Origin of the sequence: Polaromonas glacialis (assembly GCF_000709345.1) — a bacterium.
Taxonomy (GTDB): Bacteria; Pseudomonadota; Gammaproteobacteria; order Burkholderiales; family Burkholderiaceae_C; genus Polaromonas; species Polaromonas glacialis.
In genome coordinates this window covers 3527702-3550441 of sequence record NZ_KL448323.1, presented here as the reverse complement: position 1 = coordinate 3550441, position 22740 = coordinate 3527702, and the positions used below count along the sequence as shown (strand labels likewise).

Here is a 22740-nt window from a genome sequence, read left to right as displayed (position 1 = left end):
CCGTAGACATGTTTTTGGTAACCTGCCGTGTTATTCCGCAGTTTTGCGAGATGGGTCAAAGTTAAAACAACAAGCGCATGGAACCGACAACATACTTTTACCTGGAACTGAAGGATTGGACCGTAGTAGCTGCGACCGTCCTTGGCCCAATACTAGCCGTGCAGGCGCAAAAGGCTGTCGAAGCCTTGCGTGAGCATCGAACTCGGAAGACAAGACTTTTCGAGCAACTGATGGCAACGCGAGCATCGAGAGTTTCTCCAGAGCATGTTCGAGCGCTCAACATGATCGACCTCGTGTTCTACGGGGAGAGAACGTTAGGTGTTCAGCGGCGCAGTTCAAAGGAGCAGCGCGTCTTGGATGCTTGGAAAGAATATCTTGATCACTTGAATAACAAGGCCGAGGAAGAAAGCGCACAGCTATGGGCTACTCAAGGAGATGAGCTATTCATAAATCTTCTGTATGCAGTTGCACAGGATATCGGCTACAAATTTGATCGAGTTCAATTAAAACGCGGCGCTTACTCTCCGAGGGCGCACGGAGATTTAGAAGCAGAAAGTGCAGAGCTTCGGCGTGCCACACTTTCGCTTTTGACTGGTCAGCACGCCCTCAAGATGAACGTGATCGCCCTACCGATAGACCCGGATGCCGTCGCCGCGAATCGAGCCGCCATACAAAATATAGGCAAGGCGCTTGAAACTGGCACATTGCGGGTCAAAGTCGCGTCCGCAGATTAGTTGGATTCTTGTCCAAATAACCATGAAAACAACCAAGCCGACAACGCGCCTCTGGGACCCGGCAGAGCACCTTCAATCGGATGAAGACATGGCGGCCTATCTTGAAGCGGCCCTGGAAGAAGGCGATGCCGCACTTTTCGCCGCAGCGCTGGGCGACATCGCGCGGGCCAAAGGCATGTCGCAACTCGCACGCGAAACCGGGCTTGGAAGAGAGAGTCTTTACAAGGCACTTTCGCCTACCGGCAACCCCGAGTTCGCGACGATTCTGCGCGTCGTCGGGGCGCTGGGGCTTCAGTTGCATGCAACACCAGCCAGCGTCAAGAGTGCGGGCTAATCGGGTGGCCAGAGGTTTTTTAGCCTCCAGCCCGCATGTCGTCTCACACGTACCGAGGAGGTAGCACTATATGAAAGCTAAAGATTTCGAGCAGCAGTTTGACGAGGGAGCCGATCTCACGGCTTCCCTGGATTTGTCCAAGGCCCGGCGTGTTTTGCAGGCGCAAAAACGCGTGAATGTTGATTTCCCCACCTGGATGATTGATTCTCTCGACCGGGAAGCCAGCAAACTCGGCGTGACCCGGCAATCCGTGATCAAGGTCTGGCTTGCAGAGCGCCTTGAAACAAGCGCTTCGAACCGTGCGTTTCAGCGGATGGGTGCCGATACCGGAAACCGCTGAAATTTATGAATTAAATCAGCCTCCAGCGCAATCAGGACGTGCACCATGAGCTATCAATAAAATAGCAATCATCACCCCGCCGAAGTCCCCGCCCGAATCTTCTTCACCAGCGCCGTCGTCGAATACCCCTCGACAAACGGAATCGCCAGCGCCCGGCCGCCGTAGGCCTTCACCACCGCCGTCTCGGCCAGCGTGTCCATGTCGTAGTCGCCGCCCTTGACCAGCACGTCGGGCTTGAGTTCGGCAATCAGTTCGAGCGGCGTGTCCTCGTCGAACCACGTCACCAGGCTGCTTGATTCCAGCGCCGCCATCAGCACCGCGCGGTCGTCCTGCGGATTGAGCGGCCGGTCCGGGCCTTTGCCCAGGCGCCTAGCCGAGGCGTCGGTGTTCAGCGCCACCACCAGGCTGGCGCCGAGCTGTCTAGCTTGCGCCAGGTAGGTCGCATGGCCGCAGTGCAGCACGTCGAACACGCCGTTGGTGAACACCACCGGGCGCGGCAGCGCGGCGATGCGGGCGGCGGCGTCGTTGCGGTTGACGATCTTGTTCAGGAAGGAAGGCGGTTTCATACGGCTTTCAGGGAAGTGTCCGGCGCGTGGGCCGCCGCGAACTGGCGGCCCGGCAAAAGCCACAGATTGTGCAGGATGCGCTCGACCCCTTTTGTTTCCCAGGCTGCATCGAAGCCGATCTGGGCATCGAGCCAGTGCGCCCCAGAAAAAATTTTGAATCCACCGCGCAAGCTCCTGCGTATAAGCTCAAAGCCCTATTTTCCCGAGAGCAAGCCATGCAAGCCTTTTCAAATGTTTCCGTGACTCTGGTGCTGGTTGCCGGCGCATTACTTGCCGGCTCGCCGGCCACGGCAGCCCAGCCCGGCACCCCGTCACCAGCCCAGGCCTGCCCTGCCGTTTTGCAACAAAACGTGCTGCGTCTGCAGGACGAAAAGCCGCAGTCACTGTGCCAGTACAGCGGCAAGGTCGTCGTCGTCGTCAACACCGCCAGCTTTTGCGGCTTCACGCCGCAGTACAAGGGCCTCGAAGCGCTGTACACCAAATACCAGGGTCGCGGTCTGGTTGTGCTGGGCTTTCCGTCGAATGATTTTTCGCAGGAATCGGGCAGCAACAAGGACATCGCAGAATTTTGCGAGAGCACCTTCGGCGTGAACTTTCCGATGTTCACCAAGACCACCGTGAGCGGCAAGGACGCCAGCCCGCTGTTCAAACAACTGGCCGCCGCCAGCGGCACGCAGGTGCGCTGGAACTTCTACAAATACATCATTTCGCGCGACGGCCTGGCCGTGACATCGTTCAACTCGATGGCCGACCCTGGCAGCAGCAAGTTCATCGCCGAAATTGAAAAGCAACTGGCCAGGCCATGAACACGACAGGCGCATGCGCAAAAGCCAGCAGTGGCTTAACAAAACTTTACCGACTGAAAACCCGTCGCGGTGGAACTCGATTAGGCTCAGGACACTCCTACTGGCTACCTTGCTCCAGCAGCGCCAGAGCGCCGCAGCAAGGCCATCACAGTTTCATTGTTGCGAAGCCTTTCCGGCCCCATGGGCCGGTTTGCACACCCGGGGCGGTTTCACTCCTCCCTCACTCCCTTGTTCGCACCGGGGCGCTTCGCAGCATTTTTATATTCCGCTCCAGCCCTGGAGCGCGGACATGAGCCATTCGCTCCCCAGGGTGGCCATTGTCGGTTCGGGCATTTCGGGGCTGGCCGCCGTGCACACGCTCAAGGACCGGGCCCGCGTCACGCTGTTCGAGGCGGGCGACTATTTCGGCGGCCACACGCACACCGTCGATGTCACGCTGCCCACACCACGCGGCCCCGTCACCCACGGCGTGGATACCGGTTTCCTGGTGTTCAACGAACGCACCTACCCCAACCTGATCACGCTGTTTGCCGAACTGGGCGTTGAAACCGCCCGCTCGGACATGTCGTTTTCGGTCAAGGCGCCCGGCGCGGCTGGCGGCAGGACGCTGGAATGGAGCGGCTCCAGCCTGAACAGCGTGTTTGCCCAGCGCGGCAACCTGGTCAGCTGGAAGTTTTTGCGCATGCTGCGCGAGATCGTTCGCTTCAACCGCATCACCACCGCGCTGGCGCTGTCGAACGCCGAGGCCGCCATGGTGCAGCCGCTGGGCGATTTTTTGCGTCAGCAGGATTTCTCAAGCGAGTTCCGCGACTGGTATTTTTTGCCGATGATGGGCTGCATCTGGTCGTGTCCAACCGACCAGATGCTGCGCTTCCCGGTCGCCACCATGATCCGCTTTTGCCACAACCACGGATTGATCCAGGTCACCGACCGGCCGCAGTGGTGGACGGTCCGGGGCGGCGCGCGCCACTATGTCGAGAAAATCGTCGCCGGCATCGCCGACAAGCGGCTGAACACGCCCGTCGAGCGAATCGAGCGCGATGCCGGGGCGCTGCGCGGCGGCGTGCGCATCGTCACGCGCAACGCCATCGAGCATTTCGACAAGGTCATCCTGGCCACGCATTCCGACCAGTCGCTGGCGCTGCTGCCGGACGCCAGCAGCGCCGAGCGCAAAACGCTGGGCGCCATCCGCTACCAGGCCAACCGCGCGGTGCTGCACACCGACAGCGCCGTGCTGCCGCAAAAGAGAATCGCCTGGGCGGCCTGGAACTACGAACGCGCCGCCGGCGCCAACCAGGAATCGTCCGGCGTGTGCCTGCATTACCTGCTCAACATGCTGCAGCCGCTGCCCTTTGCCCAGCCATTGCTGGTGTCGCTGAATCCGGTGCGGGACATCGCGCGTACCCACGTCATGGGTGAATACGACTACATGCATCCGGTGTTCGACGGGGCCGCGACCCAGGCGCAGCGCCTGCTGCCCAGCCTGCAGGGCCGGCAGCACAGCTATTTCTGCGGCGCGTGGACCGGCTACGGCTTTCATGAAGACGGCCTGAAGTCGGGAATGAACGCCGCCCGGCTGCTGCTTGAGCAGCACGCGCTGTCTGCGCCAGCGCTGCAAGAAGGCGTTCCGGCATGACCCGCGTGCAGGCGCCCGACGTGCCGCTGATGGGCTTCGGCCAGGTCATGCACAGGCGCCTGCGCCCGGCCGCCAACGCCTTCAACTACCCGACCTATTTCCTCATGCTGCCGATGCGCAGCCTGCACCAGAACGGCAGCGGCGCGCTGGCGCACAACCGGCGCGGCGCGCTGAGCTTTTTCGACCGCGACCACGGCGACGGCGGCGACAACGCGCTGGCCTGGCTCGACGCCCTCTTGCTGAAGGAAGGTGTGGACGGCGCCAGCGGCGAGGTCTGGCTGCACACCTATCCGCGCGTGCTCGGCTATGCCTTCAAGCCGGTCAGCTTCTGGTATTGCCACCGGCTCGATGGCAGCCTGCGCGCCATCGTCGTCGAGGTGAACAACACCTTTGGCGAGCGCCACTGCTACCTGCTCGACGAGCCCGCCTACAACCAGACGCTCAGCGCCGACAAGGTGTTCCATGTCTCGCCCTTTTGCACGCTGGCCGGCGGCTACCGCTTTCGCTTCATGCGCAGCGAGCAAGGCGGCGTGCGCAAGACAGTGGCGCGCATCGACTACCACGACAGTCTCGATGACGCCTGCGAGCCGCTGCTGCAGACCAGCGTCAGCGGCACGCTGGAGCCGGTCACGCCGGCCAGCCTGCGCAAGGCGCTGTGGCGCTACCCGGCGATGACGCTGGGCGTGATGGCGCGCATCCACTGGCAAGCCTTCAGGCTGTGGCGCAAAAAAGTTCCTTTCATCTCCAAACCCGACCTTCCCCACAACCCAGTGACGCGATGACCACCTTCAGCCCTCCTTCCGCACCCGTCGCCCAGACCATCCCGCACAACGCACCGGGCGCCGCGCGCACTGCCCTGAAGATGCTGCGGCGGCTCAGGCACGGCACGCTGACGCTGCAGCTGCCCGACGGCTCGCTGCAGCGCTTCGGCTCGGGCGCGCCGCCCACCGCCAGCCTGCACCTGCACAACTGGAAGCCGTGCAGCGCCGCGCTGCGCTCGGGCGACATCGGCTTTGCCGAAAGCTATATCGCCGGCGACTGGACGACGCCGCACCTGGCCGACCTGTTAGAGCTGCTGATCGTCAACCGCCAGGAAGTCGAAAGCGCCATCTACGGCAGCTGGCTGGGCCGCCTGGCCTACCGCGTCAAGCACCTGCTCAACCGCAACACCAAGGCCAACAGCCAGAAGAACATCCATGCGCATTACGACCTGGGCAATGCGTTCTATGCGCTCTGGCTCGACGGCACGATGAACTACTCGTCGGCGATTTTCAAGTCGCCAGAAACCACGATGGTGCAAGGCCAGCATGACAAGGTGCGCCGCGCCTTGACCATGGCGCAGGTCAGCCCGGGCGACCGGGTGCTGGAGATCGGCTGCGGCTGGGGCGCTCTGGCCGAAATGGCGACGACCGAATTCGGCGCCATGCTGGTCGGCGTGACGCTGAGCACCGAGCAGCTCGACTGGGCCAAGCAGCGCATGGCCCGCCTGGGCGTACCCGCTTCAAGCCAGCCGGGGCCGCGGAACCGGCTTTGCCGGGCCGCAGGCGCAGCGGCCCCCTCGGGGGGCAGCGAACCACACGATGTGGGGAGCGTGGGGGCTGCAGAACTGCGGCTGCAGGACTATCGCGACATCGGCAAGACCACGCCGGACGAGCCTTTCGACGCGATCTGCTCGATCGAGATGGTCGAGGCGGTCGGCCGCGAATACTGGCCCGAGTATTTCCAGACCGTGGCGCGCCTGCTCAAGCCCGGCGGCCGTGCCTGCATCCAGAGCATCGTGATTGCCGACGAGCTGTTCGACCGCTACATCGGCTCGACCGACTTCATCCAGCAGTACATCTTTCCCGGCGGCTGCCTGCCGTGCCCGCGCGAGTTCCGGGCGCAGGCCGAGGCGGCCGGTTTTGACATCGTTGACGAGTTTTCCTTCGGCCTGGACTATGCGCGCACGCTGCGGCTCTGGCGCGACGATTTCCTGGCGAAGGAGCAGCGCGTGCTGCAACTCGGTTTTGACAAAAGGTTCATCCGCATATGGGAGTTCTACCTGGCTTACTGCGAAGCGGCTTTTGCGCAGGCCAACACCAGCGTGATGCAGTTCACGCTGCGCAAGCGCTGACGCCGGCCATGAGGCACGCGCTGCCCGCTGGACTGGCCGCGCTGTTGTGGACCGGTGCGGCGCTGGCGCAGCCGTCCGCGCCTCCCGCCGCGCTTGCGGCGCCCAGCATCGCCGGCGCGCCGCAAGCGCGGCCCGAACTGAGCGCCCTGCCCCGGGCCCGGCTGGTCGGCCAGGCGCGGCTGACAGTCTGGGGTTTCGACATCTACGACGCCCGCCTGTGGGCGCCGGCCCATTTCAGCGCTGCCGGCTTTGCCGCGTCGGCGCTGGCGCTGGAACTGAACTACCTGCGCAATTTCCAGGCGGCCGACATCGCCGAACGCTCCCTGAAGGAAATGCGCCGCAGCCAGCCGTTCAGCGACGCGCAGGCCGCACAGTGGAAGGCCGAGCTGCTGCGGGTGATTCCGGACGTGCGCAAGGGCGACCGCATCACCGGCGTTCACCGGCCCGGTGTCAGCGCGGCCTTCTGGGTCAATGGCCGGGCCAGCGGCGAGATCCTGGACGCCGACTTTGCCCGGCTGTTCTTCGGCATCTGGCTGTCGCCCGACACGTCCGAGCCCCGGATGCGCGAAGCCCTGCTGTCGGGAAGCGGCGAATGACACAGGCGGCGGCTTCGCAGGCCACCCGGGCATCCGCGCCGGCTGCGGCCGGGCCTGAGGCATTTTCTGCCCGCAACGGCCTGACCTACGGCCTGCTGGGCCTGCCGCTGGCCTTCGTGGCGCTGCCGCTCTATGTCATCCTGCCCAATCACTACGCACGCGAATTCGGCATGCCGCTGGCGCTGCTGGGCGCGATCTTGCTGGGCGCCCGGTTGTTCGATGCGCTGATCGACCCGCTGCTCGGCCGGCTGAGCGACCGGCTGTTCGCGCGCTCGGCGGCGTCGGTGCTGCGGCTGGGCGCGCTGGCCGCGCTGGCGCTGGCGCTGGGCTTCACGCTGCTGTTCTTTCCGCTGCAGGCCGTGCAGCACGCGCCGGTCGCGCTCGCCGCCTGGGCCGGCGCCAGCCTGGTGCTGACCTACGCGGCCTACAGCACGCTCAGCGTGTCGCACCAGTCGTGGGGCGCGATGCTGGGCGGCGACGAGGCGCAGCGCAGCCGCATCGTCGCCTGGCGCGAAGGCCTCGGCCTGGTCGGCGTGGTTTTGGCATCAATCATGCCGGTGGCGCTTGGCCTGCCTGCGACGACAGCTCTCTTTTTCATAGCGCTTTCAGCCGGCTGGCTGGCCTGGCGCCGGGCGCCCGTGCCGGTGGCGCGGCGCACCGGCCACACCCCGGCGGCCGGCGCGCTGTGGCTGCCCTGGCGCTCGCGCGCCTTTCGCCGGCTGCTGGCGGTGTTCATGCTCAACGGCATTGCCAGCGCCGTGCCGGCGACGCTGGTGCTGTTCTTCGTCCAGGACCGGCTTCAGGCGCCGCAAAGCATGGAGCCGCTGTTCCTGGGCAGCTATTTCCTTGCGGCGGCGCTGTCGATTCCGCTCTGGCTTGCCGTGGTCAAGCGGCTCGGGCTGGCGCGCACCTGGCTGATTGGCATGGCGCTGGCGATTGCCGTGTTTGCCTGGGCCACGCAGCTTGGCGCCGGGCAGACCGCCGCGTTTGCGCTGGTCTGCGCGCTGTCGGGCGTGGCGCTGGGCACCGACCTGGCGCTGCCCGGCGCGCTGCTGGCCGGCGTGATCCAGGCCGACGGCCAGTCGGGCCAGGCCGAAGGCGCCTACTTCGGCTGGTGGAATTTCGCCACCAAGCTCAACCTGGCGCTGGCCGCCGGGCTGGCGCTGCCGCTGCTCGGCGCGTTTGGCTACACGCCCGGCAGCCGCGACGCCAGCGCGCTCGATGCGCTGGTGGTGGCGTACTGTGTGCTGCCCTGCATCCTGAAACTGCTGGCGGCGGCCAGCACCTGGTTTTTCCTGATCCATCCTTCTGAAAGCGTTCCGACATGACCTGCATTTCGACACCCACCCGGCTTTTCAAGGGCGCGTTGCCGGCGCTCGTGCTGTCGCTCACGCTGCTGGCGGGCTGCGCCGGCCCGCAGGTCAGCGACTATGCCAGCGAGCAGCCGGTGCTCGACATGCGTCAGTATTTCAACGGCACGCTGGACGCCTACGGCCTGTTCACCGACCGCTCGGGCAAGGTCGTCAAGCGCTTCACCGTCGTCATGAAATGCAGCTGGCAAGGCCCGCCCGGCGCGGAGACCGGCGTGCTCGACGAGGACTTCACCTATTCCGACGGCACCAAGCAGCGCCGCATCTGGACGCTCAAGCGCCAGCCCGACGGCCGCTTCACCGGCACGGCCGATGACGTGGTCGGCGAGGCCGCCGGCCAGGAAAAAGGCAACGCCTTCCGCTGGGGCTACACGCTCAAGCTGCCGGTCGAGGGCCGCGTCATCGAGGTGCAGTTCGACGACTGGATGTACCTGATGAACGACAAGGTGATGCTGAACAAGGCCGAGATGCGCAAGTTCGGTGTCAAGCTGGGCGAGGTCACGCTGTCGTTCGTGAAGCGCTAGAAATCCGCCAAATAATGCATAAAATCGGCCTCTTTCGCAATCAGGACGGTCGCTTCCAGCTATCAAATTAATAACAAGAAAAGCAGTCAGCCATGCCCTTCAATCCCCCCCTGCCCGACTGGCGCGGCAAGAACGTCTGGCTGGTTGGCGCGTCCAGCGGCATCGGCCAGGCCACGGCGCATGCGCTGCATGCGGCCGGCGCCAAAGTGTTCGTCTCTGCCCGCAATGCCGGTGCATTGGCCGGCTTCGTGCAAAGCCATCCCGGCGCCGTGGCGCTGGCGCTCGATGTCACCGACCGGCCAGCGCTGAAGGCTGCGGCGCAAACCGTGCTGGCCGCAGGAAAGCTCGACCTGGTAATGTATTGCGCCGGCTATTACAAGGAACTGCGTGCCACCGGGTTCGAGCTGGCCGAGATGCTCAGGCACAGCGAGGTGAACTACCACGGCGCGCTCTACCTGCTGGACGCGGTGCTGCCGGCCCTGCTGGCGCAACAGTCCGGCCACATCAGCCTCATCAGCAGCGTGGCAGGCTACACCGGACTGCCCAAATCCCTGGCCTACGGGCCGACCAAGGCGGCGCTGATCAACCTGGCCGAAACGCTCTATCTCGACCTGAAGGACAGCCGCATTGGCGTGAGCCTGGTGTGTCCGGGTTTTGTCGAGACGCCGCTGACCGCGCAAAACGAATTCACCATGCCCGCGCTGATCACGCCCGAACAGGCCGCACAGGAAATCTTGCGGGGCTGGCGCCAGGGCGAGTTTGAAATCCACTTTCCCAAGCGCTTCACGCGCTGGATGAAGGCCCTGCGCCTGCTGCCCTACGGCGCGCGTTTCGCGGCCGTTCGCAAGATCACCTCTCTGTGAGGCGCCACGCCATGAAGACGAACCCGGAACATGAAAAAGCCCCGCCCATGCGCGAGGCGGCGTCGCATGTCGTCGATTTTTTTGAAAGCTTGAGCCCGGCCAGCCTGGACCGGCTCGGCGCGTTGTACGCACCCGGGGCGTATTTCAAGGACCCGTTCAACGAGGTGCGCGGCTTGCCCGCCATCCGGCAGGTGTTCGACCACATGTACGCATCGCTGGCGCAGCCGCGCTTCGTGGTGACCGGCTGCATCGTCGATGGCCGCGAGTGTTTCCTGACCTGGGATTTCATTTTCCACTTCAAACGCTTTGACACCGCAGCGCTGCAGACCGTGCGCGGCGGCTCGCACCTGAAGTTCAACCAAGCAGGGCTGCTCGATTTTCACCGCGACTACTGGGACGCGGCCGAGGAACTGTATGAAAAGCTGCCGCTGGTCGGCTGCCTGATGCGCTGGCTGAAAACCCGCGCCAACGCATAGGATCTGGTGGAGCTGCCCGGCTTCAGCCGGCCTGCGTTTCCACAAAACTGGGCCGCAGGGCCAGCTTGTCGTACAGCCTGGCCAGCTTGGGGTGCGCTTCGCGCCACTGGATTTCCGGAAAGCGAAAATCCAGGTAACCCAGGACCGATCCCACCGCCACGTCCGACAGGCTGAAGTGAACGCCGCTGCAATAGGCCTTGTCGCCCAGGCCCTTGCTCATGGCGTGCAGCGCGGTGTCGATCTTCCCCATCTGCCGCGCGATCCAGGCGTCGCAGCGCTGCTCGGCGCTGCGGCCGGACCAGGTGGCTTCCAGCCGGGCCAGCAGCGCGGCGTCCATGACGCCATCGGCCAGCGCTTCCCAGGTCTTGACTTCGGCGCGCTCGCGACCCTGCGCGGGAATCAGCTTGCCCACCGGCGAAAGCGTGTCCAGGTATTCGACAATCACGCGCGAGTCGAAAATCGCCTCGCCCGCCTCCATGACCAGACACGGCACCTTGCCCAAGGGATTGGACAGGCTCATGGCGGTTTTTTCGGCCCAGACGTCTTCGATCACAAACTGGTAGTCGAGCTTTTTCTCGGCCATGACAATGCGCACCTTGCGTACATAGGGACTGGTGACGGATCCGATGAGTTTCATCATGTGCTGTGTTCTTGTCGTGGCAGGGGGAAACAGCATTCTATCGATTCAGGGCGCGCGCTCAAGGTTAGCGGCGTCCGGTCAGGAAATTGTGCTGCAACGCAGCAGGGCCGGCAAGGGCGCCTGTGCGGCCTACAATCGCGCCCATGAGCTTTTCACCCATCAACGCCCTGTCGCCGCTGGACGGCCGATACGTCGCCAAACTTGCCACCCTGCGCCCCCTGATGTCCGAGCAAGGCTATATGCACCGCCGGGTCCAGGTGGAAATTGCCTGGTTCATCGCGCTGTCCGACGCCAAATTCGCCGAATTCAAGCCCCTGAGCCCCGGCGCGCGCACCTACCTGCTCGGCCTCGTGAAGAACTTCAGCGAAGCCGACGCACTGGCCATCAAGGCCATCGAAAAAACCACCAACCATGACGTCAAAGCCGTCGAATACTGGATCAAGTCCAAGTTCGAGGCCCGGCCAGAGCTGCAGGCAGCCAGCGAATTCGTGCATTTCGCCTGCACCAGCGAGGACATCAACAACACCAGCCAGGCGCTGCAGCTCAAAAGCAGCCGCGAGCAGGTCGTGCTGCCGGCGCTCGACAAGGTCATCGACAAGCTGCGCCAGATGGCGCATGCGCATGCCGACGTACCCATGCTCAGCCGCACCCACGGCCAGACCGCCAGCCCGACCACTGTCGGCAAGGAACTGGCCAATGTCGTGGTGCGCCTGGTGAACACGCGCGAAAAGATCGCCGGCATCAAGCTGATGGCCAAGATGAACGGCGCCGTGGGCAACTACAACGCGCACCTGGCCGCGTGGCCCGACTTCGACTGGGAGGCCTTCAGCCGCCACGTGATCGAAACGCCCGAGCCGCTGGGCCTGGGCCTGACCTTCCAGCCCTACAGCATCCAGATCGAGCCGCACGACTACATGGCCGAGCTGTTCGATGCGGTGGCGCGCACCAACACGATTTTGATCGACCTGGCGCGCGACATCTGGGGTTATGTCAGCGTCGGCTACTTCAAGCAGCGCCTGAAGGAAGGCGAGATCGGCTCCTCGACCATGCCGCACAAGGTCAACCCGATCGACTTTGAAAACGCCGAGGGCAATCTGGGCCTGGCCAACGCGCTGCTGCGCCACATGAGCGAGAAGCTGCCGATCAGCCGCTGGCAGCGCGACCTGACCGACTCGACCGTGCTGCGCAACATGGGCGTGGCGCTCGGTTACGCCGTGCTGGCCTACAACTCGCTGTGCATCGGCCTGAACAAGCTGGAGCTCAACGAGGAAAACCTGGCCGCCGACCTTGATGGCGCCTGGGAAGTGCTGGCCGAGCCGATCCAGACGGTGATGCGCCGCTATGCCGTCGCGGGCGCCTACGAAAAGCTCAAGGAAGTCACGCGCGGCAAGACCGTCAAGCCGCAAGACCTGCACGCGCTGATCCGCTCGCTGGAGATTCCCGAGGCCGAAAAAGAGCGCTTGCTGGTGATGACGCCCGCCAGCTACGTCGGCATGGCTGCCGAGCTGGCCCGGCGAGTGTAAGAAGCCCCCACGCTTGTCGCTTCGCGTACTGCGCTGCCCCCCCGAGGGGGCCGCTGCGCCTGCGGTCTGGCAAAGCCAGTCCCGCGGCCCCTGCTGGTGGGATGTGCCCTCCACGCTTGTCGCTTCGCGTACTGCGCTGCCCAGGGGCTGAACTGACCCGGGGCTGCGTTCAGGCCAGGTCCGCCGGCATTGCGGCGCCGCACTGCCAGCACTGCTCGAAGCCACCCTCGACGGTTTCCCCGCAGCGGCACAGCCAGCGCCGCTGCGGCATGTTGCGCAGCGCATCGAGCAAGGCCAGCGCGCCGGCCTGCTCATGGTCGTGGGTCAGCCAGATTTCCGGCTGGCACTGGTCGGGCGGCAACTCGCCGGCCACGCTGCCCAGGAAATAGCGCTGCACGCTGGCCGAATAGCCGGCCTGCTGCAGCGCGTCCGTCCACAGCGCGGCAATGGCAATGTTGGGGGCACGGGTCAGGCGAAGCATGTTGGCAGTTTACGCCGGAATCAGGAAACTCCTGAATTGATAGCTGTCGGCGCAAGCTGTATATGCAGAAACGGCTTTTTTTTACTTGAAAATCAGTCGCTATTAACGCTTTCGGTTCGCTCGCTGCTTTTGTTCTTTGGCTTTGGGTGGCTTCTTCTCTGGTTTCAGGGGTGAGCGCCTTCCCGCCGGGCAGGCGCTCCAAACCCAAAACCCAAGAAAAGCAGGAAAAAGAGACCGCAACCCTGCGCCATGCCAAGCAAGGCCAACGCGAAGGACCGACAAAGCCGTTGACCTGCGACAAAGTAAGTAGTGACAAAAAAGCAGGCACTCGCCAGGCTACTTGTTCTCCAGCGCCCGGTCGGCATAGCGGCCAAAGCGCCAGGCCGTGGCCTGCTGGGTGATGCGCCGCCAGGTGATGCGCTTTTCAACCGGGCTCATCGCCAGCCAGTGCTGCACCTCCTCAAACGTGCGGCCGCAGCCCTTGCACAGGTCATCGCCCTGGCTCGTCGAACAGATGGCAATGCACGGCGTGTCGGCGGTGGTGTCGTACCAGGCATGCCAGGCCGCCAGCGCCTCGGATGAAAAAGCGGCTTCATCGGCCGCGTCCTCACGGCGAAACACCATCAGCGCATACACCTCGGCCAGGGCGCGCACCTCGGGCGCCAGCGTGGTGCCGTCGGGAGAAGGATTTCTGGCGCGCCAGTAATTGATGGCGGCTTCAAGGTCGATGATGTGGATGCCAGGCATGGGAAGCGCATCATAGCCATCCCGGCCAGGCCGCGCTCTGCGGCTTGCCGGCTGGGGCTTATCCGCGTTTCACATCGGCCGACGCCGAACGCACGCTGAGCAGCATGGTGACTGCCAGCACGCCGACCACCACGCCCAGCGACACCATCACCGGAATCTTGTAGATGTCGATCAGGCACATCTTGGCGCCGATGAACACCAGGATCACTGCCAGGCCGTAGTTCAGCAAATGGAACTTGTTGGCCACGGCGGCCAGCAGGAAGTACATGGCGCGCAGGCCCAGGATGGCGAACACGTTGCTGGTCAGCACGATGAACGGGTCGCTGGTGATGGCGAAAATCGCCGGGATCGAGTCCACCGCGAAGATCACGTCGGTCAGCGCCACCAGGCAGATCACCATGAACAGCGGCGTGGCGATCTTCTTGCCATTCTCGACGGTCCAGAACTTCTCGCCGTCGTAATGCTTGCTGACCGGCAAAATGCGGCGCAGCAGCTTGAGCGCCGGGTTGTCGTCCAGCGCCGGCTCCTTGCCGGCGGCCCACCACATCTTGATGCCCGTGAGGATCAGGAAGGCGCCGAACACGTACAAGATCCAGTGAAACTGCTGCAGCAGCCAGCCGCCCACCAGAATCATGACGGTGCGCAGCACGATGGCGCCGATGATGCCGATCATCAGCACCCGCTTCTGGTAATGCGACGGCACCGCGAAGTAGGTGAAGATCATCAGGAAGACAAAGATGTTGTCCACCGCCAGCGATTTCTCGATCAGGTAGCCGGTCAAAAATTCCAGCGACTTGGTGTTGGCGATCTCGGTGGAACCGGTGCTGTCCTTCACCGCCCACCAGAAAAGGCCGTTGAACAAAAAGCTCAGCGCGACCCAGACCAGCGACCAGTTGAGCGCCTCCCTGACGCCGATGTCATGAGCGCCCTGCTTTTTCAGGACGACGAAATCAACGAACAGGGAAACAAGAACAATGCCGATAAAAGCGGCCCACAGCCACAGCGGCGCAATGGTTTGCATGACAAGACCTTTCAAAATTTGGAAAACGCGGATGCGCACCAAAAGGTCTTGCGGGAAAGAGCCGCACGGCTCTTTTTATGTGTTCCGGCTGCCGGTTTGACGGGCAACGTATTGACGAAACACAAGCGCTTGCGGCGCATTGGCCACAAGGTCGCTACTCCCCTTTCAGGTGAAAAAAGTATCGGTGATTTGGAAATTCCACACGGTTCCTGCGGATTTGCGTAGCTGGCTGCCGGCCCGCGCCGCAGGCGGTGCGGCGGGCCAGGTGCTATCCTTGAAGGCATGAAACTCATCCTCAAATGGCTGCTCAGCGCAGCCGCCCTGCTGGCGGTGGCCTACCTGTATTCCGGCGTGACGGTGACCAGCTTCACCGGCGCGCTGATCGCGGCGGCGGTGCTGGGCGCGCTGAACATGGTGGTCCGCCCCCTGCTGGTGCTGCTCACGCTGCCGGTGACGGTGCTGACGCTGGGATTGTTCCTGTTTGTCGTGAATGCCCTGATGTTCTGGGCAGCCGCCGGCCTGGTCAGCGGCCTGAACGTCAACGGCTTCGGCGCGGCGCTGCTGGGCTCGCTGATCTACTCGGTGCTGCAGCTAGCGATCGATTTTCTCCTGGAGCGCCTGTTCCTTAAGGATTGACTCGATCTGCCGCGTGCGCGTGTCAATGATCGAGCCCTCCACATAATCGGCGCTGCCCGGCTGGCTGCGCATCAGCCCCTGCGCCGCCTTGAAGCGGTCCAGCGCGGCGGCGTAGTCGAGCTGGGCGGCGCGGCTTTCGGCATCGGCCCGGATGGCGCGCACCGCCTGGCCCTGCTGGCCGTAGGCGGTGGCCAGCAGCTGCCAGGCGCCGGCATCGCGGGGATGCACGGCCACCCAGGTCTGCAGCGCCTGCGACACGTCCGGCGCGCGTTTCGCCGCCATCAGCGCCCTGGACATCAGCAGCAGTTCGGCCCGCGAGCCGGTCTTGCCGATATCAAGAGTGGCGGCCGCAGCCGGCAGCTTGCCTTCCATCAGGTCCACCTCGACGGCCAGCAATTGCACCGCCTTGCCCGCCGGGTCCGTCGCGGCGGCAAGCGCCCCTAGCCGGTCGAGCAGGCTGCGCGCTAGCGCGAAATCACGCAGTTGCGCAGCGGCAAAAGCGCCGCCATAGAGCGTGCCGGCATCGCGAGCACTGGTGGGCGAGGCCGCCGCCCTGCGCTGCGCTTCGGCCAGCAGGGTGCGCAGCACGTCCACGCCGGGAACGGCCAGAATGCGGGCGCGGACGGCCATCATCGCGTGCAGGCGCTGCGTGCGTTCGGCGGCCGCCTGCTGCCCGGCTGACGGCGCGGCGGCTGCCGACGCCAGCTGCACCCGGGCCTGCGCCTCGGCAATCCGCTCGGTGGTCAGCGGGTGCGAGCGCAGGTAGGGAAACGAGCCGTTGTCGTTCAATCGGTTGGCCTGCTGCAGCTTTTCAAACATGCCCGAGATGCCCCGGCTGGCATAGCCGGCGTCATTCATCACGCCAAAGCCGACGCGGTCGGCCTCGCGCTCCATGTCGCGCGAAAAATTCAGCTGGCCCTGCGCCAGGATCGCCTGGCCGCCGACGATCGCCGCCGAGCCGGCCTGCGGATTACGGCTGGCTGCCAGCGCCCCCAGCACCATGGCGGCGATCATCCACGGCGCCTGCCGCGACTGCTGCGTCATCAGCCGCGAGATGTGCCGCTGCGTGACATGGCTCATCTCGTGCGCCAGCACGGCGGCCAGCTCATCGGCGCTGCTCACGGTGCTGATCAGGCCCAGGTGTGCGCCGAAATAACCGCCGGGCAGCGCAAAGGCGTTGATGCTGCGGTCGCGGATCAGGAACACCTCCCAGGCAAAGCGCTCTTCCAGTTCAGCCGACAACTCGCCGCGCGCACGCGCCGCCGCCATCAGCGGCTGCCAGATGCCCTGCAGGTAATCGGCCAGCACCGGGTCCTCGACCAGGTCGGGGTCGCGGTAGATGCTGGCCGCGATGCGGTCGCCGATGCGGCGTTCGGCGGCTGGGGACAGGTCGGAGTTGTCGCCCAGCGACGGCAGCGAACGGGCGCCGCCCGGGGAGGAAACCGTTCCGCCGCCCGGCGCCTGGGCCAGCGAAGCAGTCGAGACCGCTACCATAATCATAGCTGCCAGCGCCCGCTGGACGTGCGCAAAAGCACGTTTTGGCTTAAAAATTTCGGAGCAGGTCAATAAAGTCAAGGGCAGTCACCTTTGGGGCCTAAAGAAAGACGCAAGCAGGCCTCTTATGATGCGGCATCGCTGTAAAGGTTCTGTATCACCATGACGACGCCCACTTCCCCCCTCACCCATTTCGACGCGCAGGGCCAGGCCCACATGGTCGATGTCGCGGCCAAGGCGGCCACGCACCGTATTGCCATTGCCCAGGGCCGCATCGCCATGCTGCCCGCCACGCTGGCGCTGATCATGTCCGGCACGGCCAAAAAGGGCGACGTGCTGGGCATTGCCCGCATCGCCGGCATCATGGCCGCCAAGAAAACCAGCGACCTGATTCCGCTGTGCCACCCGCTGGCGCTAACACGCGTTGCCCTTGCGTTTGTGACAAGCCCCGTTGAAGGCGAAACCGGCAGCGTGACCTGCACCGCCACGGTGGAAACCGTCGGCCCCACCGGCGTCGAGATGGAAGCGCTGACCGCCGTCACCGTCGCCCTGCTGACGATTTACGACATGTGCAAGGCCGCCGACCGGGGCATGACGATCACCGACGTGAAGCTGCTGGAAAAGCACGGCGGCAAGTCGGGCAGCTTTGTCAGCGCGTGATTTTCAAAGGCTTTGCAAGCCAGGGACAACGATGGGGGGATGACCTACTTCTACGGCGCCTTGCCGTTCCTGTTGTCGGCCGGCCTGGCCGCAGGCGCTGGCCTGACCGTGACGGAAAGCCGGTCGGCATCGCTGCGGGCAGACACCGGTTCAGGCGCCACGCTGGCGCCCTGAACGACCTCGGTATTCGGGAAGCTCGACAGCGAAATCTGTGACATGGCCGCCCTTCGCTCCACATCGGTCAGCATCACTTCGAACACCACAACCTCCTTCTTGAGCTCGACAATCTTTGAGCGAATCAATCGGGACTGGCCTTCCAGCGACAGGTTGGTAGGGGCCGGGGCCACCTTGGACCCTGTGCCTGAAGTGGAAAATTCGGGCACTGCGCAGCCCGAAAGCAGCAAAGCCGCCAGTCCGGCCAGGGTCATCAGTTTCTTCATCTCGTCCTCCCTTTCGTTGTTGATCTTTAGACGCCATCGACCGCCATCGCCTGCGGGCCGGTCCTGTTCATGGGGATTTTCATTAGCGCCAGGCCGTGGGACCGGGCGGCGTGCGCCCTTCGATCTCGCTCATCAGCTGGTCGCGCCGGTAGGCATACCAGCGCAGCAGGCAGCCGCGATCCCGGCACATCGACTCGCGCCGGCTCGCCTCCACATCATTCTGGCGCTGGAAAGCTGCGCGGTCAGGGGCGGCATTTTTGGCGCGCGCGTACACCCGGCCGACTTCATGGTTGAGCTGGAAAAGCTCGGCGTCCGAGCAAATCATCTTTTCCGGGGCGGACCGCGCCCTGCTGCAATCGAAACTGGCGTCAGAACGCATTCCCGGCCGTTGATTCTGCGGCGCTTCGGAGGCGGGCACAGCCGCTTTTGCAACCTCGACCCTGCGGACCGGCGGGCGGGCCACGGGCACCGGGGAAGTCGCCGGACCGCTTTGCTGCAGCGCCGGGCTGGCCGACGCAGTGGCTTGAGGCGGCGTCTCGGGCACAGGCGTGGGCTGCGCTGGCGGCGCCTGCGCCAGCGTCTGACGCACCGCCGCCAGCTCGTCGGCTGCAGACCGCGACCTGGCATCAGCCTGGCCGTGGACGGCGGAATAGATGCGCAGGCTGTCCAGGTAGAGGAATTCAGCGCGCCTGAGCAGTTCTGGCCGGCTGGCGTCAAGGGCGGAACCCGGGCCCAGCGCCAGCTTGGCATAGTGCGCGCCCAGCAGGTATTTGCCATCGGCCGATTCGGCCGAATCCGCACCCTTGAGCTTGTCGGCCAGGCGGCACGACATCAGGAAAGCCACCTCGGCATCGCGCGGCCGGCTGGATGCGGCGGCATCCTTGCCAATCACGATGAACGACGCCATGTCGGTCGCCGTCAAGCCGGGCACGTCGGGCTGGAAAGGAAACTTCCCGTCCTGGCTGCCAGAGGCGGTCGTTGCCGGCACCAGGGGACAGGTCGCGACCTGTCCCGACGCCTGCGGCGCCGAAGCCGAAGCAATCGTTACCGGCTTGCCAGGCATGGGTAACCCCAGGGGGTCCAGCAACAGCCATGCGCCGGCAATGGCGGCAGCAGCCAAAAAGCTGCCCGACACAAAAACCTTGAGCTGCCGTGCCGTTGGCGCGGCGGGCGGCAGCGGCGGAACAGCGGTTGTCAGCGACTCGGGCCAAGGCTGCCCTGGCGGAACCCGTGCTTTTGTTGACCTGCTTACAGTCTCGCGGGCTAGCGCCTGCGGTGGCGATACATTTTCCTGCGTTGGCCCGGCCACGAGCTGTGGAGACTGGGTACTTGCGTCCGGCTTGCCAGGCACCAGGCGAGGCGAGGGAACGCTGGTTTTCGGGATTTCCGGTGCCTGCGGTGAAGCAGGGCCACGTCTTTTCAATGCCCTGGCGACAGCCACGGCCCCGAGCAGCACCCCCGACGCAAAAACAGCCCCCTGACGCTTATCGATAGTCATGCCAGCACCATAGCGCGCCTCAGGATCAAGGGAATGCATAAGTCACACTTTGATGCAAAAGTTGCCCTTCTTGCCAGGCAGCGATTTACATGCCTTCGAGACGTTCGGGGCATGCCGCTCCGCTGGCTTTTTCCGGCGCCCGGCAAGCATCAGACCGCCCGCCGCGCCCCTGCGTGAACCGGCAGGAAGGCTTGCGGCCGGCCCTGCGTGCCGGGCGCCAGCGGAGCGGCATTTTTCCGGACCCAGCGCGCGTGTTCCTTTGGAAAAGCCGCCCGGTAGCGCACCAGGTAATACAGCGCCTCGTCATGGCGCCCCAGCATCACCGCGCTTTCAATCACCCTTTCGATGACGCGCGGCTCGGGCGAATAGTGGAGCAATTCAATCGCCATGGCATGCAGGGCGGCGGCATTCGCAGGCGTGAGCGGCGTGATGCTCAGCTCCGCAAAGCGCGCCTGCGGGCGAAACATCCAGTTGCCGCGCACCTTGGCCAGCGTATCGTCGCGGTAGGCGGCGCTGCGCTGGTCAGGCTGCAGGTAAATCTGGCTGACCCGGTAATAGCTGACGGCCACGCCGGCCATAACCACTATCATAATAATAGCTAGAAGCACCCGCAGATATTGCGGGAAAGGCATATTTTGTTTAAATTTTGAGATGTATGCGCCGTTCAAGGCGGGCACCGGCTCGCGCGGCGCAAACAGCAGCCAGGCCGCCAGCGCCGCAGCGATCTGGAACGGCCCGTACCACAGCGGATACTCCAGCAGGCTGTGCAGCGCGATGACCGCCAGCACGCCCCAGGCCATCTGCCGCACCGGGTTTTCTTCACGCCACGGCCGGGCGCGCCACGCCATCCACCCCAGGCCGCCGCAAATGGTGATGGCCGCCGGAACGCCCAGCTCGACCGCCAGGTGCAGCGGCAGGTTGTGCGCGTTGTCCAGTATTTCGCAAAAGCGTGGCCCCGGGTACAGCGTGACGAAATGGGCATAGTCCAGCTCGCCCCAGCCCCAGCCCAGCCATGGCTTCTGGGCAATCAGCGTGAGCACGTTGGACCACAAAACCTTGCGGCTGGAGCAGGCCGGTATCTCCTCCACCAGCCGGCCAAACAAGCCGCCGCTTTGCGCGCCCGTCGCCCACTCCAGCAGCCCCGGCAGCGCAAGCACGGCGATGCCGTAGGCCAGCAAGGCCTGCACGGCAAACACCCCCAGACGCCAGCGCCCCGGCAGCGCCCACCAGGCGGTGAGCACGGCAATCAGCCCCCATTGCAGCAGGCCGGTGCGCGAACTGCTGGCGGCATTGCCCAGCGCCAGCAGCAAGGCCAGCGGGTAAGCCCACCCCGGCACGCGCCAGGTTTCGATGTGCGACTGCTTGACCCGCAGCCCTAGCCAGCCGATCAGCGCGAGCAGGCCGATGCTGGTCAGCGTGGCGAACTGGTTGCGCTGGCGCAGGTTGGCAAACGCTTCGCCAGCCTGCTGCGTCTGGCTAACCCACGGCTCCAGCGCTGGCGCAAGCCCAAAATACTGCGCCAGGCCGATGAACGCGCTGCTTACTGCGGCGACCAGCCAGCCGGCGGTGACCAGTTGGGGCGAGAGACGATGGCGGTAAAACCACAGAAGAAGCGCGCACAGCGCCGACAGCAGCAGCGGCCAGACATTGGGGGTGGGGCCGGCGGTGAAAGGGCTGAGCCAAGGCAGGATCAGGAACGCAAGCAGCCACCCGTTCGGCCGGTCATGGATGTTGAAGGTTGGGGGCACGGGGAAAGCTAACGGGTTACGGGTTAGGGTTGACGTGGGGCCAGGGACAAAAATCGGTCTGACGGACGGTTGCCGATGGATTGGAACATGAGAACCTGAGCTGATGGGCTCGATACCGCGATGGACAAGGGCTACCGCGCCATGAGCAATGACCGCCAGCGCGTAACCGAGGCATCGGAGTGGATCAACGGCTTGATTGGGGATGCGGCGAATGCAGCGCGGTGAAGTGTGGTGGGTGGAGTTCGATCCGGCCGGGAATCATCGTCAGCAACAGCGCTGCCAACCGCAATCTGTCCCGCGTCATCGTCGTGCCATTGACCAGCAACACTCAGTAGGCTCAGTGCGCTTGCCCAGCTCAATGCCGTTGTTGGCTCACCCGGCCTATGGCGAAAGTTGCATTATTGGTGCAGAATTAGTTCTGATAAATGAATGACAACTGTCCGGAGTACGTATGAATCCCCAAGCCTCAACCTGCAGCCCTCCCAGCTATGACGACTTCTTGTACTCGCTGCAAGACCCCGAGATTCCGGCTCCGGCTTTGTCTCCCAGGCTTTTCAGCCAGGCGCTGCAACTAGACCTTCAAAGCCTGGCGGATCAGGCTCATGTCCACCGCAACACCTTGCGCCGGGCGCCTACCACGCCGAGCGTTCAACGCTATATCAGGGAGTCGGTGAAAGTGATCAAAGCCGCTTTCAGCCTGTCAGGCGACATGGCAAAAGCTCTGACCTGGTATCGTAACGATGGCATTGAGTCTTTCGGCTATAAAACAGCCGAAGAGTTGGTGAGTGACGGTCGCACAGACGATATATTGCGGTACATGGCATCTTTGCAGGCAGGGGCCGCAGGGTGAAATCCGTTCAAGCTTATGCCGGTACTGCGTATCGGATGCATGCCCCACGTTGGGCTCACAGCCCGACCAGCGGTGCCGGTGCGGGAAAGCAGGGAGGCCGAGCAAATCGAGTGGGCGTCAACGCGCTGTATCTCTCAAAAGAATCTCAAACTGCAGTCAGTGAATATCAGCAGCTTTCAAGCCTGATGGCGCCTGGCACGCTGGTGTGTTACGAGCTGAATATAGGGCCGGTGCTGGACTTCGCCAACGGCTATCAATCGGGCGAGTGGGACGAGCTGTGGGAGGATTTCTTTTGCGACTGGCGCAGCCTGTGGTTTGACAAGCGTATCGAGCCGCCCTCGTGGGTGCTCGGCGATATCGCTATTGCTGCAGGAGCCAAGGGCATTTTGTTTTCTTCCAGGCTACCTGCTGGCGGTGTCAATCTGGTGGTTTATACCGACCAGCTTGGTCCTGGCGACATTCTCAAGCCTTACGATCCCACAGCTCTGCTGCCCAGGAACGCTGACTCATGGAAATAGAGACGCTTGAGCACTAACGCCATGCGCGCAAGAGATTGAATTGGAATCTGACCCCTGTACTTAACCTCCGTTACCTTGAAAGAAGGTTGAATTAGCTCTATATTAAGAGCTTAATTTACTCATCTT

General features: G+C 63.9%; 29 protein-coding genes. 19 read left to right on the top strand and 10 right to left on the bottom strand.

The genetic code is table 11. From position 1 onward, the window contains the following. The first annotated feature begins 77 nt into the window (after positions 1-77). The 3 genes from EC86_RS0117470 to brnA all read left to right on the top strand — a co-directional run bounded on the left by EC86_RS0117470 (position 78) and on the right by brnA (position 1408). Positions 78-734 (top strand): DUF6680 family protein, encoded by a 657-nt coding sequence (locus EC86_RS0117470; protein ID WP_051676032.1) that lies wholly within the window; start codon positions 78-80, stop codon positions 732-734. A gap of 22 nt (positions 735-756) precedes the next feature. Beyond that, positions 757-1068 carry an addiction module antidote protein gene (locus EC86_RS0117465; RefSeq protein ID WP_029527101.1) on the top strand — a complete coding sequence of 104 codons (312 nt, stop codon included), beginning with the start codon at positions 757-759 and terminating at the stop codon, positions 1066-1068. A 70-nt stretch (positions 1069-1138) separates the two neighbouring features. Continuing rightward, positions 1139-1408 carry a type II toxin-antitoxin system BrnA family antitoxin gene (gene brnA, locus EC86_RS0117460; RefSeq protein WP_029527100.1) on the top strand — a complete coding sequence of 90 codons (270 nt, stop codon included), beginning with the start codon at positions 1139-1141 and terminating at the stop codon, positions 1406-1408. Positions 1409-1479: 71 nt separating this feature from the next. Here brnA and rfaE2 read toward each other — a convergent pair whose 3' ends face one another. Next, on the bottom strand, positions 1480-1974 hold the full coding sequence (gene rfaE2 / locus EC86_RS0117455; protein ID WP_029527099.1) for a D-glycero-beta-D-manno-heptose 1-phosphate adenylyltransferase: 495 nt from the start codon (positions 1972-1974) through the stop codon (positions 1480-1482). Beyond that, positions 1971-2144 (bottom strand): hypothetical protein, encoded by a 174-nt coding sequence (locus EC86_RS28945; RefSeq protein WP_156955352.1) that lies wholly within the window; start codon positions 2142-2144, stop codon positions 1971-1973. The genes rfaE2 and EC86_RS28945 overlap by 4 nt, the downstream gene beginning before the upstream one ends. A 45-nt stretch (positions 2145-2189) precedes the next feature. On the opposite strand from EC86_RS28945, the gene EC86_RS0117450 reads away from it, so the two are divergent. The 9 genes from EC86_RS0117450 to EC86_RS0117410 all read left to right on the top strand — a co-directional run bounded on the left by EC86_RS0117450 (position 2190) and on the right by EC86_RS0117410 (position 10358). After that, the gene (locus tag EC86_RS0117450; protein WP_029527098.1) at positions 2190-2780 is read left to right on the top strand and encodes a glutathione peroxidase; all 591 of its coding nucleotides are present in this window, start codon (positions 2190-2192) and stop codon (positions 2778-2780) included. 289 nt (positions 2781-3069) lie between these two features. Beyond that, a complete protein-coding gene (locus EC86_RS0117445; RefSeq protein ID WP_029527097.1) occupies positions 3070-4416 on the top strand; it encodes an NAD(P)/FAD-dependent oxidoreductase in 1347 nt (448 codons plus the stop codon). Beyond that, complete coding sequence (locus EC86_RS0117440) at positions 4413-5198, top strand: DUF1365 domain-containing protein (RefSeq protein ID WP_029527095.1); 786 nt, start codon at positions 4413-4415, stop codon at positions 5196-5198. The genes EC86_RS0117445 and EC86_RS0117440 overlap by 4 nt, the downstream gene beginning before the upstream one ends. Then, a complete protein-coding gene (locus EC86_RS0117435) occupies positions 5195-6529 on the top strand; it encodes an SAM-dependent methyltransferase (protein ID WP_029527093.1) in 1335 nt (444 codons plus the stop codon). The genes EC86_RS0117440 and EC86_RS0117435 overlap by 4 nt, the downstream gene beginning before the upstream one ends. 8 nt (positions 6530-6537) lie before the next feature. Continuing rightward, positions 6538-7125 (top strand): chalcone isomerase family protein, encoded by a 588-nt coding sequence (locus tag EC86_RS0117430; RefSeq protein WP_084181422.1) that lies wholly within the window; start codon positions 6538-6540, stop codon positions 7123-7125. Continuing rightward, positions 7122-8453, top strand: a complete 1332-nt coding sequence (locus tag EC86_RS0117425; protein WP_036773450.1) for an MFS transporter — start codon at positions 7122-7124, stop codon at positions 8451-8453. The genes EC86_RS0117430 and EC86_RS0117425 overlap by 4 nt, the downstream gene beginning before the upstream one ends. Further along, complete coding sequence (locus EC86_RS0117420) at positions 8450-9019, top strand: DUF3833 domain-containing protein (RefSeq protein WP_051676029.1); 570 nt, start codon at positions 8450-8452, stop codon at positions 9017-9019. The genes EC86_RS0117425 and EC86_RS0117420 overlap by 4 nt, the downstream gene beginning before the upstream one ends. 92 nt (positions 9020-9111) lie before the next feature. After that, the gene (locus EC86_RS0117415; protein WP_029527088.1) at positions 9112-9882 is read left to right on the top strand and encodes an SDR family NAD(P)-dependent oxidoreductase; all 771 of its coding nucleotides are present in this window, start codon (positions 9112-9114) and stop codon (positions 9880-9882) included. 11 nt (positions 9883-9893) lie between these two features. Next, positions 9894-10358: a nuclear transport factor 2 family protein gene (locus tag EC86_RS0117410; RefSeq protein ID WP_084181420.1), complete on the top strand. Its 465-nt coding sequence runs from the start codon at positions 9894-9896 to the stop codon at positions 10356-10358. A 22-nt stretch (positions 10359-10380) separates the two neighbouring features. On the opposite strand, the gene EC86_RS0117405 is transcribed toward EC86_RS0117410, so the two are convergent. After that, positions 10381-10995: a glutathione S-transferase N-terminal domain-containing protein gene (locus EC86_RS0117405; protein WP_029527085.1), complete on the bottom strand. Its 615-nt coding sequence runs from the start codon at positions 10993-10995 to the stop codon at positions 10381-10383. A 146-nt stretch (positions 10996-11141) separates the two neighbouring features. Between EC86_RS0117405 and purB the strand changes: the two genes are divergently transcribed. Then, entirely contained in the window at positions 11142-12521 is a 1380-nt protein-coding gene (purB, locus tag EC86_RS0117400) for an adenylosuccinate lyase (RefSeq protein ID WP_029527084.1), read from the top strand. Between the two features lie 169 nt (positions 12522-12690). Here purB and EC86_RS0117395 read toward each other — a convergent pair whose 3' ends face one another. From EC86_RS0117395 to EC86_RS0117385, 3 genes are all read right to left on the bottom strand, one after another. Next, positions 12691-13002, bottom strand: coding sequence for a hypothetical protein (locus tag EC86_RS0117395; protein WP_029527083.1), 312 nt, complete (start codon positions 13000-13002; stop codon positions 12691-12693). Between the two features lie 336 nt (positions 13003-13338). Next, positions 13339-13749: a DUF3717 domain-containing protein gene (locus tag EC86_RS0117390; protein ID WP_029527082.1), complete on the bottom strand. Its 411-nt coding sequence runs from the start codon at positions 13747-13749 to the stop codon at positions 13339-13341. 58 nt (positions 13750-13807) lie between these two features. Next, positions 13808-14770: a TerC family protein gene (locus EC86_RS0117385; protein WP_029527080.1), complete on the bottom strand. Its 963-nt coding sequence runs from the start codon at positions 14768-14770 to the stop codon at positions 13808-13810. Between EC86_RS0117385 and EC86_RS28940 the strand changes: the two genes are divergently transcribed. Continuing rightward, positions 14765-14995, top strand: coding sequence for a hypothetical protein (locus EC86_RS28940; protein ID WP_156955351.1), 231 nt, complete (start codon positions 14765-14767; stop codon positions 14993-14995). The genes EC86_RS0117385 and EC86_RS28940 overlap by 6 nt on opposite strands. Positions 14996-15052: 57 nt before the next feature. Further along, complete coding sequence (locus EC86_RS0117380; protein ID WP_029527078.1) at positions 15053-15406, top strand: phage holin family protein; 354 nt, start codon at positions 15053-15055, stop codon at positions 15404-15406. On the opposite strand, the gene EC86_RS0117375 is transcribed toward EC86_RS0117380, so the two are convergent. After that, positions 15362-16906 carry a M48 family metalloprotease gene (locus EC86_RS0117375; protein ID WP_456299399.1) on the bottom strand — a complete coding sequence of 515 codons (1545 nt, stop codon included), beginning with the start codon at positions 16904-16906 and terminating at the stop codon, positions 15362-15364. The two genes, EC86_RS0117380 and EC86_RS0117375, sit on opposite strands and share 45 nt — an antisense overlap. A gap of 156 nt (positions 16907-17062) precedes the next feature. Between EC86_RS0117375 and moaC the strand changes: the two genes are divergently transcribed. Next, positions 17063-17560, top strand: a complete 498-nt coding sequence (moaC, locus tag EC86_RS0117370; RefSeq protein WP_029527075.1) for a cyclic pyranopterin monophosphate synthase MoaC — start codon at positions 17063-17065, stop codon at positions 17558-17560. 50 nt (positions 17561-17610) lie between these two features. On the opposite strand, the gene EC86_RS0117365 is transcribed toward moaC, so the two are convergent. The 3 genes from EC86_RS0117365 to EC86_RS0117355 form a co-directional block, all read right to left on the bottom strand. Next, complete coding sequence (locus tag EC86_RS0117365; protein ID WP_029527074.1) at positions 17611-18000, bottom strand: hypothetical protein; 390 nt, start codon at positions 17998-18000, stop codon at positions 17611-17613. Positions 18001-18082: 82 nt separating this feature from the next. Continuing rightward, entirely contained in the window at positions 18083-19498 is a 1416-nt protein-coding gene (locus EC86_RS27150; RefSeq protein ID WP_232229928.1) for a hypothetical protein, read from the bottom strand. Between the two features lie 149 nt (positions 19499-19647). Next, positions 19648-21246, bottom strand: a complete 1599-nt coding sequence (locus EC86_RS0117355) for a PglL family O-oligosaccharyltransferase (protein WP_232229927.1) — start codon at positions 21244-21246, stop codon at positions 19648-19650. A gap of 179 nt (positions 21247-21425) precedes the next feature. Here EC86_RS0117355 and EC86_RS30575 point away from each other — a divergent pair, with 179 nt between their 5' ends. From EC86_RS30575 to EC86_RS0117340, 3 genes are all read left to right on the top strand, one after another. Next, positions 21426-21581, top strand: coding sequence for a type II toxin-antitoxin system PemK/MazF family toxin (locus EC86_RS30575; protein ID WP_198026811.1), 156 nt, complete (start codon positions 21426-21428; stop codon positions 21579-21581). Between the two features lie 116 nt (positions 21582-21697). After that, a complete protein-coding gene (locus tag EC86_RS0117345) occupies positions 21698-22096 on the top strand; it encodes a hypothetical protein (RefSeq protein WP_029527069.1) in 399 nt (132 codons plus the stop codon). Next, positions 22093-22614, top strand: coding sequence for an RES family NAD+ phosphorylase (locus tag EC86_RS0117340; protein WP_029527068.1), 522 nt, complete (start codon positions 22093-22095; stop codon positions 22612-22614). The genes EC86_RS0117345 and EC86_RS0117340 overlap by 4 nt, the downstream gene beginning before the upstream one ends. Positions 22615-22740 lie beyond the last annotated feature (126 nt).

What these genes read in the sequence shown, in the direction of transcription:
- EC86_RS0117385 (WP_029527080.1), bottom strand. Translation starts at nt 14,770, where the DNA reads ATGCAAACCATTGCGCCGCTGTGGCTGTGGGCCGCTTTTATCGGCATT.
- moaC (WP_029527075.1), top strand. Translation starts at nt 17,063, where the DNA reads ATGACGACGCCCACTTCCCCCCTCACCCATTTCGACGCGCAGGGCCAG.
- EC86_RS0117450 (WP_029527098.1), top strand. Translation starts at nt 2,190, where the DNA reads ATGCAAGCCTTTTCAAATGTTTCCGTGACTCTGGTGCTGGTTGCCGGC.
- EC86_RS0117425 (WP_036773450.1), top strand. Translation starts at nt 7,122, where the DNA reads ATGACACAGGCGGCGGCTTCGCAGGCCACCCGGGCATCCGCGCCGGCT.
- EC86_RS0117405 (WP_029527085.1), bottom strand. Translation starts at nt 10,995, where the DNA reads ATGAAACTCATCGGATCCGTCACCAGTCCCTATGTACGCAAGGTGCGC.
- EC86_RS0117345 (WP_029527069.1), top strand. Translation starts at nt 21,698, where the DNA reads ATGAATCCCCAAGCCTCAACCTGCAGCCCTCCCAGCTATGACGACTTC.
- EC86_RS0117415 (WP_029527088.1), top strand. Translation starts at nt 9,112, where the DNA reads ATGCCCTTCAATCCCCCCCTGCCCGACTGGCGCGGCAAGAACGTCTGG.
- EC86_RS0117395 (WP_029527083.1), bottom strand. Translation starts at nt 13,002, where the DNA reads ATGCTTCGCCTGACCCGTGCCCCCAACATTGCCATTGCCGCGCTGTGG.
- EC86_RS0117435 (WP_029527093.1), top strand. Translation starts at nt 5,195, where the DNA reads ATGACCACCTTCAGCCCTCCTTCCGCACCCGTCGCCCAGACCATCCCG.
- EC86_RS0117390 (WP_029527082.1), bottom strand. Translation starts at nt 13,749, where the DNA reads ATGCCTGGCATCCACATCATCGACCTTGAAGCCGCCATCAATTACTGG.
- EC86_RS0117440 (WP_029527095.1), top strand. Translation starts at nt 4,413, where the DNA reads ATGACCCGCGTGCAGGCGCCCGACGTGCCGCTGATGGGCTTCGGCCAG.
- EC86_RS0117410 (WP_084181420.1), top strand. Translation starts at nt 9,894, where the DNA reads ATGAAGACGAACCCGGAACATGAAAAAGCCCCGCCCATGCGCGAGGCG.
- EC86_RS27150 (WP_232229928.1), bottom strand. Translation starts at nt 19,498, where the DNA reads ATGACTATCGATAAGCGTCAGGGGGCTGTTTTTGCGTCGGGGGTGCTG.
- brnA (WP_029527100.1), top strand. Translation starts at nt 1,139, where the DNA reads ATGAAAGCTAAAGATTTCGAGCAGCAGTTTGACGAGGGAGCCGATCTC.
- EC86_RS0117380 (WP_029527078.1), top strand. Translation starts at nt 15,053, where the DNA reads ATGAAACTCATCCTCAAATGGCTGCTCAGCGCAGCCGCCCTGCTGGCG.
- EC86_RS0117430 (WP_084181422.1), top strand. Translation starts at nt 6,538, where the DNA reads ATGAGGCACGCGCTGCCCGCTGGACTGGCCGCGCTGTTGTGGACCGGT.
- EC86_RS0117365 (WP_029527074.1), bottom strand. Translation starts at nt 18,000, where the DNA reads ATGAAGAAACTGATGACCCTGGCCGGACTGGCGGCTTTGCTGCTTTCG.
- rfaE2 (WP_029527099.1), bottom strand. Translation starts at nt 1,974, where the DNA reads ATGAAACCGCCTTCCTTCCTGAACAAGATCGTCAACCGCAACGACGCC.
- EC86_RS0117420 (WP_051676029.1), top strand. Translation starts at nt 8,450, where the DNA reads ATGACCTGCATTTCGACACCCACCCGGCTTTTCAAGGGCGCGTTGCCG.
- EC86_RS0117375 (WP_456299399.1), bottom strand. Translation starts at nt 16,906, where the DNA reads ATGATTATGGTAGCGGTCTCGACTGCTTCGCTGGCCCAGGCGCCGGGC.
- purB (WP_029527084.1), top strand. Translation starts at nt 11,142, where the DNA reads ATGAGCTTTTCACCCATCAACGCCCTGTCGCCGCTGGACGGCCGATAC.
- EC86_RS0117465 (WP_029527101.1), top strand. Translation starts at nt 757, where the DNA reads ATGAAAACAACCAAGCCGACAACGCGCCTCTGGGACCCGGCAGAGCAC.
- EC86_RS0117445 (WP_029527097.1), top strand. Translation starts at nt 3,070, where the DNA reads ATGAGCCATTCGCTCCCCAGGGTGGCCATTGTCGGTTCGGGCATTTCG.
- EC86_RS0117470 (WP_051676032.1), top strand. Translation starts at nt 78, where the DNA reads ATGGAACCGACAACATACTTTTACCTGGAACTGAAGGATTGGACCGTA.